Origin of the sequence: Candidatus Palauibacter sp., assembly GCF_965197445.1 — a bacterium.
Taxonomy (GTDB): Bacteria; Gemmatimonadota; Gemmatimonadetes; order Palauibacterales; family Palauibacteraceae; genus Palauibacter.
The window spans coordinates 283,526-298,981 of sequence record NZ_CBDANE010000004.1 but is presented as its reverse complement, the minus strand read 5'-3'; the positions used below and the strand labels follow the sequence as shown (position 1 = coordinate 298,981).

The window sequence follows — 15,456 nt, the reverse complement described above, 5'->3', positions numbered from 1 at the left end:
ACGCGGGTCCGGGACCTGACGGGCCGGGCATCACAATGAGCCGTGTTGTCCGGGTTCGAGCACCGTGTCGCCGCAGTTCGGGTTCGCAAGATGCCGGAAGGTGATCGTCCCCTCGTCGGGATCGATGGCCAGGATGTGGAGCTTGGCATACCTGCTGCAGGCGAGGAACTGGGTTGGATCGACGCGGCTGCGGGCGATGAGGACGTCGCCGGCCCGGACCGTGACCGGGGCGTTCAGCGTATACCCGTCCTCGGGCGCCTCGAGCAGGGCCTCGAACCTCTCGCTCGTGATCCGCAGACCTGAGTCGGTCACGCTGTCCGTGGCCGCGGAGAAAGGAACCAGCTCCGGTACTCCGCCCCGGATCTGAAACAGGAAATCCCAGTTCAGCGTCTGGTCGACCCGTGCCGGAATCGCGAGCACGACGTCAAAGGCGGGCGGATCCTCGAGACGCGCGGTCACGTAGTCGTACAGCGTGACTTCCGTCGGCGCGAGCGGCACGTCGCCGAGGAACGCCGCGAACGGATCATCACAGGCGAGCGTGGCGAGCGTGAAAACCAGCGCGGCAAGGAGCCGGGCGTGCAGGATGGGGTTCCGGGGCAGCATGGCGCGGAAACTGGCGCTCGCCGGGGCCTCGGGCAAGAAAACGGACGTGGCGCGGGGCAAGGCCCGAACATAGCTTGGCCGCGTCGTGGCCGACCCGCGACGGGGAGTTTCCCGGCGCACGAGACGGGGCGGTACGGAGGATGGGAGGGAGGCCTTGTCGGTGCACTTCAAGGCGTATTGCGCGGTCCTCGCGGGCGGGATCGGACGTCGCTTCTGGCCCGCCTCCACCCCGGACCGACCCAAGCAGTTCCTGCCCCTCGCGAGCCCCGTTCCCCTGATCGACGAGACACTGGCGCGCGCCGTCGGACTCGTGGGGGCGGACCGGGTTCGCGTCGTCGCCCCCCCGCGGTTGGCTCGCCTCATGCGGTCGAGTCTGGAGGCTGCGGGGGTCGACACCCTGATCGAGCCGCGAGCGCGTGGAACGGGGCCCGCGCTCGTGTGGGCCGCGAGCGAGATCGAGCGGGCCGATCCCGGAGCTCTGATGATCTCGATGCACGCGGATCATCGGATCTCCCCGGCGAGGGGGCTGTTCGAGACGCTCGGACCTGCCCTCGAAGCCGCCCGGGACGGATACCTGTGCTGCGTCGGGGTGCGCCCGGACCGACCCGAGACCGGTTTCGGCTACGTCGAGACCGGACGCGAGATTGCTGCGGGGGCGCGCGAAGTCACACGCTTCGTGGAGAAGCCCGACGCCGCGACGGCCGAGGCGTATCTGGACTCCGGGCAATCCCTCTGGAACTCCGGGATCTTCGTCTGGCGAGCGGCCGATCTGCTCGAGGTGGCCCGCAGTCAGGCGCGTGAACTGACGGCAGGCTGGCCGGCTCTGGAACGCGGGGACGAGCGGACCTTCTTCGAACGCGCCGAGCCCGTCTCCATCGATGTGTGTGTCATGGAACGGGCGGATCGCGTGGCGACGGTCGAGGCGAACTTCGCGTGGGATGACCTGGGCGTCTGGGGCGCCCTTCCCCGCGGGCGCGGCACGGACGAAGCGGGCAACTCGGTCGTCGGTTCCGCGCGTCTGCTCGATGCGACCGGCAACGTGGTGTGGACGGAGACGCGCCGGGCGACGGTCATCGGCGTCTCCGACCTCGTGATCGCGGAGGCGAACGGCGAGTTGCTCGTGATGCCTCGGGAGGAAGCCGCGCGCCTCGACAGCCACCTGCGGCAGATTGACGAGGCCGGCGAGCCTCCTGACGACCGGGAGCCGTGACCGCGCTCTTCCTGTTCGACGACTCGCAGGCCGACGGCTGGGCTCCTTTCTCACTCACCCGACCGTGCGGCGAACTCCTCCACGGGCGCTGGACCTTGCGGGAGCGGCTGGAGCGGCTCGCCGGCACACGTTTGGCGGGCCACGTGACCCGCCCCTGGCTGTCCCGGTTCGTAGAGGCCGGGGCGCCCCCGGCCCTCGATCCCGGCGGACTCGACGGATTGCCCGACGCCTGTAGCTACTGGAGTTCACGGGCTGTTCCGGCGCTCGACGCGGCGTGGGACCCAGCGCCCGCCAACCTCTGGGTCGCCGGACGGCTGGCGGGCGTCAACCTTGCCGCCGGCGCGCCTCCGCCGCGACCGGACTGGTTCGCCGCACCCGACCCCGTGCCCGGACTCGCCGACCGCGCGGTGCCCGGCGATTGGCTGCACCATCCATGGGACCTCGTGTCCGCCGGCCCCAGCCGTCTGGCCGCGGACCTGGCGGCGACCCCCGCGACGGGAGTGCAGGAACTGCCGGGCGGCTGCTGGCAGCTGGGCGAGGCCCCGATCCGGTTCGGAGAAGACGTGCGGGTGGAACCGGGTGTGCTCTTCGACACAAGGGAAGGCCCGATTGAACTCGGTGCCCGGGTCGAGATAGCGACCGGCACGCGCCTGGCCGGACCTCTGTACGCGGGATCCCACTCAAGACTTCTCGGGGGCGCAATCTCCCGCTTCTCGGGAGGCCCGTTCTCGTTCGTGTGCGGTGAGGTCGACAGCGTCACGGTGCTGGGATACTCGAACAAACCCCATGACGGATTCCTCGGGCATGCGTATCTCGGGCGCTGGGTCAACCTGGGAGCGATGACCACGAACAGTGACCTGAAGCACACCTACGGATCGATCCGCGTGGGTCCGCCGGACGCCCGGACGGACACCCGGCTGGTCAAGTTCGGCTGTCTGCTGGGCGATCACGTCAAGACCGGGATCGGGACGCGCCTCGACACCGGCACAATCATTGGTGCGGGCTCGAGTCTGTTCGGGGCGGACATGCCGCCCAAATGGGTCGAACCGTTCTCGTGGGGAGGAGGCCGGACGCTGGAGCGCGTCCGCCGCGCCGACTTCATCGCCACCGCGGTCCGCGTCGCCGCGAGGCGCGGCATCGAGGCCGACTCGCGGTTTCGAGACTGGCTCGGGGACATCTGGAACGAGGCCGGCGGGCCGTGACCTTCTCCGTCGCCTCCCTCGGCACGGGCAGCCGCGGCAACGCGTTCCTGGTCGAAGCCGGGAACGCCCGCGTGCTGGTCGACGCCGGTTTTTCCGGGGTGCAGCTCGCGCGTCGACTGGAGACCCTGGACGTGGAGCCCGAAGCCATCGATATGGTCGTGTTGACGCACGAGCACCGGGACCATTCGGCCGGGATCGGCATCGGCGCTCGCCGCTGGGGCTGGCGCCTCGCCATGAACGCGCGGACCCGCACCGCGTGTGGGCCGCTGCTGCGCGGGCGAGAGGCGTGCGAGGAGCTGCCTCCCCTCGGTCTCGATGTCGGTGACCTCACCATTGAGACCGCGCCGACCCACCACGATGCGGCGGCGCCGGTGGCGATCACGGTCCTCCACCGGCCTACCGGACTGCGGGCCGGCATCGCTACGGATCTCGGGAGACCCACCACCCCCGTCCGCGCCGCCCTTCGCGACTGCGCCTTCCTCATCCTGGAAGCGAACCACGACGAGCGCCGGCTCCGGGCAGCCTCCTATCCGTGGCGGGTGAAGCAGCGGATCGGGGGCAGCCGCGGGCACCTGTCGAACCGCCATGCGGCGGACTTCGCGCGCGAGCTGGCCCACCCGGGGCTGGGCGGCATCCTGCTCGCCCACCTGAGTCAGGAATGTAACGATCCGGATCTCGCGCTCGATCGGGTCGCCGACGGGCTCGCTCGATCGAAATTCCGCGGGCTCCTGGAAGCCGCCGGGCAGGACGCCCCCAGCCCCCGCTACAACGTGGTGGAGCTCGTGAGGGATCGGGCCGACGGCGCGCAGTTGTCCCTCTTCACGGGGCCCGGGCCGAAGGCCTCTACCTGAGGACCACCCTCAGGATGTCGTTACCCACGGCCCACAGCATGAGCGCGACCACGAAGACCATACCCACCGTGGTGAACCGCACGCGCTGTTCGATGGTCAGCGCCCTCCCGCGCACGCCCTCGATCCCGAGGAACAGGAGATGCCCCCCGTCAAGCACCGGGATCGGCAGCAGATTGAAGACGGCGAGGTTGATGCTGATGATCGCCATGAAGCCGAGGAGTTCCCAGAATCCGGCGCGCGCGGCGCGGCCGGAGATCTCCCCGATCAGGATCGGGCCGCCGACTTCGCGCGCCGAGCTGCGTCCCGTGACCAGATCGGCCAGGAACTGGACCACCGCGCCTCCCCAGTAGGCCGCGTTGGACCAGCCTCGACCCAACGCCTCGATGGGCCCCGCCCGTCCGCCATCGGCGCCGATCCGAATGCCGATGCGCCCCACGGTTCTGGATTCGCCGGTGATGTCCGAGTACTGCTCGACCGCGTCCGGGGTCGCGACAAAGGTGAGATCCTGCCCGTCGCGGTCGACGAGGATGTCGACGGCCTCGCCGGCCCTGCGTTCGATGCGCATGGTCACCTGGGTCGGATCGCGGACCGACACTCCGTCCACCCTCTTGATCAGATCCTCGCTCCGAAGACCGGCCTCGGCAGCGGGCGACCCCTCCTCGACCTCTACAATCCGCGGCTCGAGGACCCCGCGACCCATGGCAATCGCCGCGAACGCCACGACGGCGAAGAGCCAGTTCATGATCACACCCGCCGAGATCACGAGCACGCGCGCCGGGAATGGCTTCGCGTCGAAATCGCGTGGCGAGCTGCCCGGCACTGGATGTCCTGCCGTCCCGGGCCGATCGTCTCCACCTCCCTCGAGCTTCGAGGTGATTTCCTCGTCGGCCATCCCGGCCATTTTCACATAGCCGCCGAGGGGGATCCACGAGAGCACGTACTCGGTCTCTCCGCGCCGGAAGCCCAGCATCTTCGGACCGAGACCGATCGAGAACCTCGGAACGTCGATGCCGACGCTCTTCGCCGCAGCGAAGTGCCCCAGTTCGTGCACGAAGATCAGTACGCCCAGGACGAGGACGGTTACCAGGATGGTGATGATCACTCAGTAGTCTCCGATTCTTCGGTCCGCGGCTCTGCGTCCCCGGACCCCATTCCCCTCGCCGATTTGCGGGCCACACTGCGGGCCCGGGCGTCAACGTGCCGCGCGTCCTCCACGGAACTGATGGGACGCGACGAGAACTGTTCCAGGGTACGGATCACGACCCCGGCGAGTTCCTGGAAGCCGATGCGGCCAGAGAGAAAGCTCTCGACGGCGACTTCGTTGGCCGCGTTGAAGGCCACGGGAAACTCGCCTCCCGCCTTCCCCGCCGCGACCCCCGCCCGGAAGAGCGGGAACACATCTTCGCGCACGGGCTCGAACTCCAGCGGCCCATCGCGCAGGGGATCGAAGCCGGGCTCCACCCGCGGGTCCTCCAGCCGTTCCGGATAGCCAAGAGCCCACAGGATGGGGATCTCCATCGAGGGTCGGCCCAGCTGGGCGAGCGAGGAGCCGTCGTGAAACTCCACCACGGAATGGATGATGGACGTCGGGTGCACGACCACGTCGATCCGCTCGTATGGAAGGCCGAACAGTATATGGGCCTCGATGACCTCCAGCGCCTTGTTCGCAAGCGTGGCGGAGTCGATGGTGATCTTGGATCCCATGGACCATGTGGGATGACTCAGCGCATCCGCCGGTCGGACCTCGGCGAGCCTCGGCGCCGGCCAGGTCCGAAACGGACCGCCCGAGGCGGTCAGCGTGATCCGCGCGACCTCCGACACGGGGCGCCCGTCGAGGCACTGATGCACCGCCGAGTGCTCGCTGTCGACCGGCAGCAACTCGCCCCCTCCCTCGCGGAGTGCGCGGACCACGAGTTTCCCCCCCGCCACGAGAGACTCCTTGTTCGCCAGAGCCAGCCGCTTCCCCGCCCCGAGGGCTGCCAGAGTGGGGCCGAGCCCGGCGAACCCCACGAGCGCGTTGAGCACGAGATCGACGCCCCGAGTCCTGGCCGCACCCTCCAGCGCGCCCGGACCGGTTCGCCATTCTCCCGACCAGCGAGGCGCGAAGCCGTCCGGCGGCTCCGTTCCCAGGACGACGAACTCGGGATCCCATTCGAGCGCGAGCGCGTCGAGAGCCTCCCACCGGCGGTTCGCGGTCAGAACCCCGACCCGGAAGCGGTCCGTGTGACGACGTATGACCCGGAGGGTCGCCTCACCCACGGACCCGGTGGCGCCGAGGATGGCGACGCGCTTCAACCTGTCCCTCCCCTCATCCGGCGAGGGCGAGGAAGAGGAACGCCGCCGGCAGCGCCCACAGCACGGAATCGAGCCGGTCCAGCAGCCCGCCGTGCCCCGGCAGCAGGCTGGACGAGTCCTTCGCGCCACATTCGCGCTTGAGAGCCGATTCCACCAGGTCTCCAACGATCGCGAGGCCTGCGACCGCGAGTCCGAACCCGAGCGTGCGGACCAGATCCAGCGTCCACACGTCCGGAAGCAGGAGTCGCGGATAGAGGATCGCGACGACGAGGCCCGCAAGCAGGGCACACACGGCCCCGGCGATCGTCTTGTTGGGGCTCACGCGAGGCGCGAGCGGTCGCTTGCCCAGGGCCCGGCCGCCGACATACGCGGCCGTGTCGGCGAGCCAGGTGATGGTCACGGGAAGGAAAAAGAGCAGAGTTCCGGGTATCCGGCCGGCGGTGATCCCGTCCATGGGCGCGAGCGGAATCCAGCCTTCGCGGAGGGGGATGGCGAATCCGAGGAGACCTCCGATGTACATCACGCCGAACGTCGTGCAGGCCGCACTCCTGATCGGCTTGTCGGCCAGATCGACGGTCGCGATCGCGAGGGCCGAAAACGTCAGCAACAGGACGGCCGCGTAGATCGCGGCCCCTTCGAGCCGACCCATGAACACGACCGCAGGGAACAGGAACGCCGCGACCGCGCCGGAGGCGACGAACACGGGGGGTCCGGACGCGCGGATCATCGTCGCCAGTTCCCGATACCCGATCGCGGCGACGGCACCGAGGCCGGCCACGAACACGTACCCACCGGCGTAGGTGACCAGCACGCAGAGCGGAACACCCACGCCGGCAACGATCAGCCGCTTGCCCAGGTTTGTGTTCACGGCGCGACCGTGTCCGGTCACGTCTTCACCAGTCCGAATCGTCTCTCACGGCCCCGATAGTCGACCACGGCCCCGAACAGGTGCTCCTGGGTAAAGTCCGGCCACAGCACGTCCGTCACGAAGATCTCCGCATACGCGAGCTGCCATAGAAGGAAGTTGGAGATCCGTTGCTCTCCCGAGGTACGGATCAACAGGTCGGGGTCCGGCCACTCCCGGGTGAGGAGTTCCCCCGCGAAGCACTCGGCATCGATCGCTTCAGGGGACAGTTCTCCCCGGGTGCACCTCCGGGCGAGCGCGCGGGCCACACCCACGATCTCGGCCCGCGAGCCGTAGCTGATCGCAAGGTGCACATGCAGAGCGGTCCCGCCCGCGGTGGACAACTCGAGCTCCCCGATCGCGTCCCGCGCCGCCTGCGGAAGCCGCATTCGATCGCCGAACACGGTGACCCGGATGCTGTGCCTCGTCAGCGCCTCCCGCTGACTCCGCACGTACTCCTCGAGCAGCGCCATGAGCGCGTCCACTTCCGACGGTGGCCGGGACCAGTTCTCGTCGGAGAACGCGTACAGGGTGAGGTGGGACACGCCTGCTTTCGCGGCCCCCTCGATCGCCTCCCGCACCGCCGTCATGCCCGCTCGGTGGCCCTCCCACCGCGGGAGCCCGCGCCGTCTCGCCCAGCGGCCGTTGCCGTCCATGATGATGGCGACATGGGTCGGCACCTCGCCCTCTCGCACGGCCTCCAGCGAGGACGTCGTGCCGTCTCTCAGCCCGCTCATGAGGCCCAAGCTCGCCCCCCGTGGGCCGGGGTGTCAAAACGCATCGCGATCAGACAATCCGTGCGGTGACCCGGGCATGGCGCGGCGCATGCGGGGGGCCCCGCCGAGAAAGGAGTACGCCTCGTAACCGGCCCGCTGCATGACCTCGGCGAGATAGGCCGTCCGCACGCCTTCCGCGCAGCACAGAATATAGGTCGTTTCGCGGTCCAGGCCGCCGAAGTCACGTTCGAGCGCGAGCAGGTCCTGACGCGTCGCGCCCGGCCAGTGCCAGGACTCGAACGCTTCCCGTGGACGGGTGTCGATGATCGCCGCACCCTGGGGGACGTCGGTCACGTAGAGGGACGCCCCGGCCATCGACTCCGGGCGGAGTCCGCGCACATCGTGCACCGTCGCGCCGGAGATCGCGGCGGCCAGTTCCTCCAGACCCACCGCCGCCTCCTGCGCCTCCGCGGCTGCCGGGGACGACGCGGTGACCGGCCGCTGAGGCACGATGTCGCAGTATTCCCGGACGCGGGAGGACAGTTCGTATGTGCCGATCTCCCGTGCCCGCTCGAGGATCTCTTCCTTGTGGAACCCGAGCAGCGGCCGGAGGACGGGCAGAGAGGAGGCGTTCTCGATGGCCCGCAGGTTGCGCAGCGTCTGGGACGACACCTGCCCGACCGACTCGCCCGTGACCAACGCCTCGGCCCCGATGCGGGTCCCGATCTCCGCCGCCGCGCGATACATCATGCGCTTGAGCACAACCTGCAGGTAGGCGGGCTTCGCACGGCTCCGCATCGCCTCGACCACCGGACCGAATTCGAGCACATGCAGGCGAGGCCGCGTCCCGTAGCTCCAGCGGTCCGCGACGATCTTCGTCACCTCGACCACCATCCGCTCGTACGCGCGTCCCCCGAGGTTGCAGAAGACGTAGTCCAGATGGATGCCCCGCCTCAGCGCCATCCAGGCCGCGACCGGCGAATCGAAGCCACCGGAGATGAGCGCGAGCGCCTGCCCCTGCACCCCGAGCGGAAGGCCGGAAGGTCCCCGGACCCTGTCTTCGTAGAAGAAAGCGCGACCGTCGCGGACCTCGACAAATACCGTGACGTCCGGGTCACCGAGATCGACGGTGGCCCCGGGGTTCAGGGCCGCCCCCAGACGCACATGGATGTCCGAAGATGAGAATCCGTGCGAGCCCGAGCGCCGCGCGCGCACGGCATAGCTCCGGCCCCGCACCGCCTCGGCGAACAACTCCGTCCCGACCTTGACGATGACGTCCAGCTCCGCTTCACACTCGCCGGCCAGGATGGAGCAACTGGACACGCCGAACGTCCGCGTGAGCGGCCCGAGGAAGCCGCGATCCACTCCGTCGATGTAGAAGCGGCTCCACTCGGGCCGAAGCGTCGCCTGGACGCGCTCCGTCGCGAACCCGTCGCGCAGGTTGTGTGCGAGCCGGTTCTGGAAGCGAGACCGCGTACGCCGCGCCTTGGTGGAGAGTTCTCCGGAAAAACGCACGAGAGCCCGAACCGGCTGCGCCCCTTCGGGCGGACGGTCGGGGAACTCGGCAGGCCCGCTATGGGGAGGCCTGCTCTGACGGGATTCGTCACGGGCGGTCATGGGGACAGTTTACTTCGCCCGGCCCAACACCGTAAACGAGCCCGGCGCTCCCTCATGGATCCGGCGGACCCTCACTGCTCGAAGAGCGTAACCTGATCCTTCAGCGGCCCAAGGGGGAAGTGACTGACACTCCGGCTGGTACCCCCCGACATCAGCGTGACGCAGTGCCGGCCATCAGACGACACCGTCCACCCGGCATCGGCACTCTGCCTGACGTGCGCTCACCGCCGGCATCCGGCTCTGCCGTCAGGCGGATCAGGCCTGCCTGTTTTCGTCCCACGATGCGTATCGAGCCATGACTGTCCGACGGAACGTCGAAGTCGCAGTCACCGCTTTCGCGCACACGATTGATCGCAGCTTCAAACCGGTCACGTCCCAGTCCCTGCAGCCAGCGGGATCCGTCTGGTGCCCGTCCCTGTCTTTTCATGGAAGCTACCGTCTGGCGATAGGGCGAAGCGTAACAGGACCCATCGAAACGCTAGCCGACACGTACGGGCGTAAGCCCGGAAGAGATTCCGGCCCCGCCCGGTTGCCCGTGCAAGGCCTGAATCGTGATCGAGTGGCAGGGGGGGGATTTGAACCCCCGACCCAGGGCTTATGAGTCCCTTGCTCTACCAGGCTGAGCTACCCTGCCGCGCTGTGGGTGCGCTATCCTACACGTCGTGGCCCCCGGGTCAACCCGACATCCCCTTTCGCGACTCAACGCGTCCCGGACGTGGGTTCGTCATCGGCCGTCTGATCGACGAACCGCACGAGCACTTCCCCGGGCCGGACGAATCCGTATCGTTCGCGGGCGACGCGTTCGATCGCCCACCGGTCGGCCATCAGGCTATCGGCCCACGCGCGCACGGTGGCGAGCTCCGCTTCGCGAGCGGCGATCTCCGCCTTTCGGGACGCGATCTCCTGCTCGAGACGATGCAGGCCCGCTCTCGTGTATTCGCCACCGACCATCCAGTAGTAGCCGGCCCCGACCAGGGCCACGAAGGTCAAGGTGCGGCTTAGCCGTCGGTTCGTCGCCTCGGCCATCGTCAGCCTCCGTACACGGTGGATCCGGGATAGATCGCGGCGTGCCCCAGCGCTTCTTCGATTCGGAGGAGTTGATTGTACTTCGCGACCCGTTCCGACCGGCAGCCGCTGCCCGTTTTGATCTGCCCGGCGCTCGTGGCCACCGCGAGATCCGCGATGAAGGTGTCGGCCGTCTCTCCGGAACGGTGCGAAATCACGACGCCGAAGTTCGCCTCCGCCGCCATCCGGATCGCGTCGAGCGTCTCACTTACGGTCCCGATCTGGTTCAGTTTGATGAGGATCGCGTTGCCGATCCCGCCTTCGATACCACGGGCCAGACGTTCGACATTGGTCACGAAGAGGTCATCGCCGACGAGTTGGACGCGGTCACCCAGTCGGGCAGTGAGGACCGCCCAGCCGTCCCAGTCGTCTTCCGCGAGGCCATCCTCGATCGAGACGATCGGGTACGCGTCCAGCCAGTCTTCGTAGAGGCCCACGAGCGCCTCCGCGCCGAGGAGGCCGGCTTCTCCGGCGCTCCCGAGTCGGTACGCTCCCGCCTCCCCGTCATAGAATTCGGACGCCGCGCAATCGAGCGAGAGGGCCACGTCCCGGCCCGGCTCGTATCCCGCGTCCGCGATCGCACCCATGATGAGGTCCAGCGCCTCCCGATTCGATCCGAGATTGGGCGCGACCCCACCCTCGTCACCCACGGCGGTGCTGTGTCCGGCGGCCGAAAGTCGCCGCCGCAGCGCGTGAAACACCTCGATCCCGATCCGGAGCCCTTCGGAAAAGCTGTGCGCGCCGAGAGGGAGCACCATGAATTCCTGGATGTCGACCGTGTTGTTCGCGTGTGCGCCGCCGTTCAGGATGTTGAGCATGGGGACCGGGAGGAGGTGCGGTTCGCCCGATCCGAGGTGATGGAAGAGAGGCCTCCCGGTCGCCGAGGCTGCGGCGCGCGCGGTCGCCATGGAGACGGCGAGGATGGCGTTCGCGCCCAGCCGACCCTTGTTCGGCGTCCCGTCGAGCGCGATGAGCGCGGAGTCCAGCCCCCGCTGGTCAGCCGCTTCGAGCCCGCGGACGGCAGCGGCGAGGGCCCCGTTGATGTGCGAAACGGCGCGCAGCACCCCCTTCCCGCCGTACCGCGTGTCGTCGCCGTCCCGCAACTCGACCGCCTCGTGCTCGCCTGTCGATGCGCCGCTCGGCACCGCGGCCCGGCCGACCGTCCCGTCCTCGAGACGCACGTCGGCCTCGACCGTCGGGTTGCCGCGCGAATCCACGATCTCGCGGCCCACGACATCCACGATGGCCGTCATCCGGCCATCTCGCTTCGCTGTTGTGCAGGATCTGTCATGCAGGCGTGCCCCCCCCACCCCTCCAAGCGACCTCGATTCGATCGAGGCAACCTCCACCCGGACGTGAAAGATAGGGCCCGCGAAGCTCGTGGCAAAACTCCGTCACGCTACTGCGGGGTCAGGTGTTCCTCCGTTCTCTCGGCAAGCATGGCTTCGATCGCCGAGCGCACCTCATGCATGACGGTCCGCCGGTCCGGAGGATTCGCTCCATCGAGCGGGATCGGCGCGGCCAATCGCACGGAGATCCGGCCAGGACGCACGCGCCTGGCCCCGGGCCGGTACACGCGGTGGCCGCCATCGACGGCCGCGGGCACGAGGGGCGCGTCCGTCTCCAGGGCCAGCGCGAAGGAACCCCTCAGGAAACGCCCCGGCCTGCCGTCACGCGAGCGGGTCCCCTCAGGAAACAGCACGAGAGTCAGACCCTCGGCGTGCATGCGACGACCGGCCGTCCGGAACGTCTCGCGTGCTCTCCGCGGACGGTCACGATCGATGAATACGTGTCCCGCCGACTGCATGCCCCGAGACAGCAGCGGAATGCGTGACAGCTCCTGCTTGGCGATGAAGCGCACCGATACGGGGAGGGCGGCCAGGAGCGCCCAGATGTCGAAGTACGATTGGTGATTGGCGACGATGATCTGAGGCCCCGAGAGGTGCAGGTGCTCGAGCCCCTCCACCCGGACCCGTACGCCCGCGACCGCCAGCAGCGAGCGCGCCCAGCTCCTGTTGATCCAGTTGACACCGGCGCCGCCGCCGCCCATCCCCACAAAGACCACCGCGAGGATCGAGAAGAACGCCGTCGACAATACCAGGACCGCGCGGAACAGAACGGTTCGGATCAAGGATCGCACGTGAAGTGGTCGAAACCGGCGAGCCCGGGGTCTTCGAGCCCATCGACCGAGACGCCCTTCCCTCGGGTGACGCGCCCGATACGTGTCAGCGGGAGATCGAAGGCCGCCGCGAAGGCGGGTGTCGCCGTCTGCAGGGCCCCGGGGGGCACGACGAGGAGCAGCTCATAGTCCTCGCCGCCGGCGAGGGCCAGCTTCGCCGCGGCAGGAGTCTGCCGGAATCCGTCCAGAGCCGTAGCGACCGGGACCCGGTCAGCATCGATCCGCAGCGCAACTTCCGAGGCCGCCGCAACGTGTCGCGCATCGCGCAGGAGGCCGTCGGAGAGGTCGATGGCGGCCCGAATGTCCACCCGTTCCACAAGCCACCTCGCCTCGTCGATCCGGGGCGACGGGCGGTCGAATGCCGAGCGGGCCGTGCGGTCCGGCTCCAGCCCCCGCTCGAGGTCCCGCAGGGCGGCGGCGGCACCGCCCAGTTCGCCGGTCACCCACAGTTCGTCGCCGGGCCGTGCCCCCCGGCGCGTCGTGGGGGCCGAGGCGAGGCCCAGGACCGTGACGTCGAGGAACGCGGGCCCGGGCGATGCGACAAGGTCACCTCCCAGCACCTCGGCGCCCGTCCGGGCGGCGATCTCCCCGACGCCGCGACCGAGCGCCGACGCGATCTCGATGCCGAGTTCAGGCGGGAGCGCCACCGAGACGACGAGACCGATCGGCGCCGCGGCCATGGCGGCCAGGTCACTGAGCGCCGCCGCCGCCGCCCGGTAGCCGATCGTCTCCCAGGTCATCCATTCGCGGCGGAAGTGAATGCCCTCCACGCTGGCATCACTGCTTACAACGACCTGTTCACCCGTCGGGACGCGGAAAGCCGCGGCATCATCGCCGGGCGGCAGCGTGATCGTGACCCCCGAATCCGACGGGCTCCGGCCCCGGCGTGCTTCGTCCAGAAACGCCTGGATGCGCGCCGTCTCGGGGCCTACCGCCATCCCCAGGCCAGCGAGAGACATCAGTTCGGCCCCTCCGCGGGCCCGCGCCCCGGCACGGCGGGGAGCGCGAGAGGCACGCCCGGCCATGCCCCCGGACGCAGCGTCGCAAGAGCCCGCCGTGCCGACACGAGCGCTTCCGGCACGTCAGCCGCAGAGCCTCCGACCTCGTCCACCCCGCGGAGTACCGCGAGGGCGGTCACAGCCAGCGCCGCGGTCGCCGCATCCGCGGGAGCCAGGCCGACCCCCAGATATGCCCCGCATACGCCCGTCAGCACGTCACCCATCCCGCCGCTGGCAAACGCGGAACTCACGAGCGTGGTCGCGCGCAGCTCGCCCCCCGGCCGAGCTACCCAGGTCGGCGCACCCTTCAGCAGCACCGTGACGCTCGCGGCGTCTGCCAGTCGTCGCGCCGCCGCCGGGGGATCTTCACGCACCTCGGCGACGGACGACCCCAGCAGCCTCGCCATTTCGCCGGGATGCGGGGTCAACAGGATCGGACGGCCTGATGCGGCCGGGTCGCGAAGAGCAACCGACGCGGAAGCGGCAAGAGCATTCAGCCCGTCCGCGTCGACCACGAGCGGCACCGTGGCCGCCGCCAGCACCCTCTCCACGAGGGCGACCCGGGCCGAGCCGGTCCCCAGGCCCGGACCGATGGCCACAGCATCGGCCCACCCCAGCGTGGCCTCGACCGCCTCCGCGTCCGTCCAGTCGACGAACACGGCCTCGGGGACGCTGGTCTGAAGGATGTCCCGGTTCTCGGGGGCGCTCACCACCCGTACGATCCCGATCCCCGACCGGACCGCCGCACGGGCCGCCAGCACCACCGCTCCCGCCATGCCGGGTTCGCCGCCCACGATGGCGAGATACCCGGCATCTCCCTTGTGTCCGGCGGGTGGGCGCCCGCCCAGCAACTCCGCCGCCCAGGAGGCGGTCACCGCGCGGGTTCCGGGCACGGGATCGGGCGGCGGAAAACCGATCTCGACACAGACCAGATCTCCCACCTGCGCGCGCGCCGGGAATCGCAGCAACCCGATCTTGGGCCAACCGAAGGTCACCGTCAGGTCGGCGCGGATCGCCGCACCGGGGACGCCGCCCGTCGTGAAGTCCACGCCGCTCGGACCATCGGCGGCAACGACCGCCGCCTGCGCGGCATTCGCGCACTCGATGATTCGAGCCTGGGGAGCGCGAGGCACCGTTTGGAGGCCGGTTCCGAGGATGCCGTCGATTGCGACCGTAGCGGCCGCGAGTTCGTGCTCCAGCGCCTCCGCCGATTCGATCGGCAGATCCCAGCCGGCGAGGACCCTCGGAGCCGGGAGACGGCTCCCGCACTGGACGAACCCCACGGAGCGCCCCCAGGCAGCGAGCGTCCGGCCGGCCACCAGTGCGTCAGCCCCGTTGTGGCCGCTGCCCGCCAGCACCACGATCCGCCCGGAGGGATATTTTTCGTGAAGGTGACGAGCCAGGGCCCGTCCGGCGTTCTCGATCAGGGCGCGTTCCGGTATCGCTCCGGATTCCACCGCGACCCGATCGATCTCCGCCATCTCGGTCGCCGTGGGCAGCCAGACCTCGGACGCCGCGAAGCGCCACCAGTCCGCTGGCGAGAGAAGAGATGCCGGATTGGCGGGGATCCCTCCGCGGGCGGCGTCGGCCTGCCCGGGGGGGTTACTTGTAGGACTGCTGGACGCTGCGCCCGAAGCTGATCTCACCGTTGTCGATCCGGATGTTGAACCCGCAATCGGGTTTCGAACAGACCCATGCCTTGTACCGGATCGGCGCCCCATCGCGCCCGTAATCCGAGAGCGGAAGCAGCACCCCTTTACTGCAACTCAAGCATACCGTAAACGACCCCGTATCGGCCACGCGATCACCCCTCCCC

General features: G+C 69.3%; 14 protein-coding genes and 1 tRNA gene. 3 read left to right on the top strand and 12 right to left on the bottom strand.

The genetic code is table 11. From position 1 onward, the window contains the following. Positions 1-30: 30 nt before the first annotated feature. Positions 31-639 (bottom strand): hypothetical protein, encoded by a 609-nt coding sequence (locus tag ACN9M6_RS05090; RefSeq protein ID WP_419161837.1) that lies wholly within the window; start codon positions 637-639, stop codon positions 31-33. Positions 640-763: 124 nt separating this feature from the next. Here ACN9M6_RS05090 and ACN9M6_RS05085 point away from each other — a divergent pair, with 124 nt between their 5' ends. From ACN9M6_RS05085 to ACN9M6_RS05075, 3 genes are read left to right on the top strand one after another with little or no spacing between them, the layout of a single operon-like run. Next, positions 764-1,813 (top strand): mannose-1-phosphate guanylyltransferase, encoded by a 1,050-nt coding sequence (locus ACN9M6_RS05085; RefSeq protein WP_419161836.1) that lies wholly within the window; start codon positions 764-766, stop codon positions 1,811-1,813. Further along, a complete protein-coding gene (locus tag ACN9M6_RS05080) occupies positions 1,810-3,015 on the top strand; it encodes a putative sugar nucleotidyl transferase (protein ID WP_419161835.1) in 1,206 nt (401 codons plus the stop codon). The genes ACN9M6_RS05085 and ACN9M6_RS05080 overlap by 4 nt, the downstream gene beginning before the upstream one ends. Further along, positions 3,012-3,866, top strand: coding sequence for an MBL fold metallo-hydrolase (locus ACN9M6_RS05075; RefSeq protein ID WP_419161834.1), 855 nt, complete (start codon positions 3,012-3,014; stop codon positions 3,864-3,866). The genes ACN9M6_RS05080 and ACN9M6_RS05075 overlap by 4 nt, the downstream gene beginning before the upstream one ends. Here ACN9M6_RS05075 and rseP read toward each other — a convergent pair. The 11 genes from rseP to ACN9M6_RS05020 all read right to left on the bottom strand — a co-directional run bounded on the left by rseP (position 3,859) and on the right by ACN9M6_RS05020 (position 15,121). After that, positions 3,859-4,968 carry an RIP metalloprotease RseP gene (rseP, locus tag ACN9M6_RS05070; protein ID WP_419161833.1) on the bottom strand — a complete coding sequence of 370 codons (1,110 nt, stop codon included), beginning with the start codon at positions 4,966-4,968 and terminating at the stop codon, positions 3,859-3,861. The genes ACN9M6_RS05075 and rseP overlap by 8 nt on opposite strands. Further along, positions 4,965-6,161, bottom strand: a complete 1,197-nt coding sequence (gene dxr / locus ACN9M6_RS05065; protein WP_419161832.1) for a 1-deoxy-D-xylulose-5-phosphate reductoisomerase — start codon at positions 6,159-6,161, stop codon at positions 4,965-4,967. The genes rseP and dxr overlap by 4 nt, the downstream gene beginning before the upstream one ends. 13 nt (positions 6,162-6,174) lie before the next feature. After that, the gene (locus ACN9M6_RS05060; RefSeq protein ID WP_419161831.1) at positions 6,175-7,029 is read right to left on the bottom strand and encodes a phosphatidate cytidylyltransferase; all 855 of its coding nucleotides are present in this window, start codon (positions 7,027-7,029) and stop codon (positions 6,175-6,177) included. A gap of 17 nt (positions 7,030-7,046) precedes the next feature. After that, the gene (gene uppS / locus ACN9M6_RS05055; RefSeq protein WP_419161830.1) at positions 7,047-7,802 is read right to left on the bottom strand and encodes a polyprenyl diphosphate synthase; all 756 of its coding nucleotides are present in this window, start codon (positions 7,800-7,802) and stop codon (positions 7,047-7,049) included. Positions 7,803-7,835: 33 nt separating this feature from the next. Further along, positions 7,836-9,398 carry a tRNA uracil 4-sulfurtransferase ThiI gene (gene thiI / locus ACN9M6_RS05050; RefSeq protein WP_419161829.1) on the bottom strand — a complete coding sequence of 521 codons (1,563 nt, stop codon included), beginning with the start codon at positions 9,396-9,398 and terminating at the stop codon, positions 7,836-7,838. Positions 9,399-9,958: 560 nt separating this feature from the next. Continuing rightward, positions 9,959-10,032, bottom strand: a tRNA-Met gene (locus tag ACN9M6_RS05045). Positions 10,033-10,097: 65 nt separating this feature from the next. Beyond that, positions 10,098-10,424 (bottom strand): FtsB family cell division protein, encoded by a 327-nt coding sequence (locus ACN9M6_RS05040; protein ID WP_419161828.1) that lies wholly within the window; start codon positions 10,422-10,424, stop codon positions 10,098-10,100. Between the two features lie 2 nt (positions 10,425-10,426). Further along, entirely contained in the window at positions 10,427-11,716 is a 1,290-nt protein-coding gene (gene eno, locus ACN9M6_RS05035; protein ID WP_419161827.1) for a phosphopyruvate hydratase, read from the bottom strand. A 146-nt stretch (positions 11,717-11,862) separates the two neighbouring features. Then, positions 11,863-12,594, bottom strand: a complete 732-nt coding sequence (locus tag ACN9M6_RS05030) for a lysophospholipid acyltransferase family protein (protein WP_419161826.1) — start codon at positions 12,592-12,594, stop codon at positions 11,863-11,865. Next, complete coding sequence (gene thiL, locus ACN9M6_RS05025) at positions 12,591-13,601, bottom strand: thiamine-phosphate kinase (protein ID WP_419161825.1); 1,011 nt, start codon at positions 13,599-13,601, stop codon at positions 12,591-12,593. The genes ACN9M6_RS05030 and thiL overlap by 4 nt, the downstream gene beginning before the upstream one ends. Next, a complete protein-coding gene (locus tag ACN9M6_RS05020; RefSeq protein WP_419161824.1) occupies positions 13,601-15,121 on the bottom strand; it encodes an NAD(P)H-hydrate dehydratase in 1,521 nt (506 codons plus the stop codon). Before ACN9M6_RS05020 ends, thiL begins: the two co-directional genes overlap by 1 nt. Between the last annotated feature and the right edge of the window lie 335 nt (positions 15,122-15,456).

Excerpts from the sequence above, each read along its gene's own strand:
- thiI (WP_419161829.1), bottom strand. The coding sequence starts at position 9,398 with ATGACCGCCCGTGACGAATCCCGTCAGAGCAGGCCTCCCCATAGCGGG.
- thiL (WP_419161825.1), bottom strand. The coding sequence starts at position 13,601 with ATGTCTCTCGCTGGCCTGGGGATGGCGGTAGGCCCCGAGACGGCGCGC.
- ACN9M6_RS05040 (WP_419161828.1), bottom strand. The coding sequence starts at position 10,424 with ATGGCCGAGGCGACGAACCGACGGCTAAGCCGCACCTTGACCTTCGTG.
- eno (WP_419161827.1), bottom strand. The coding sequence starts at position 11,716 with ATGACGGCCATCGTGGATGTCGTGGGCCGCGAGATCGTGGATTCGCGC.
- ACN9M6_RS05020 (WP_419161824.1), bottom strand. The coding sequence starts at position 15,121 with ATGGCGGAGATCGATCGGGTCGCGGTGGAATCCGGAGCGATACCGGAA.
- uppS (WP_419161830.1), bottom strand. The coding sequence starts at position 7,802 with ATGAGCGGGCTGAGAGACGGCACGACGTCCTCGCTGGAGGCCGTGCGA.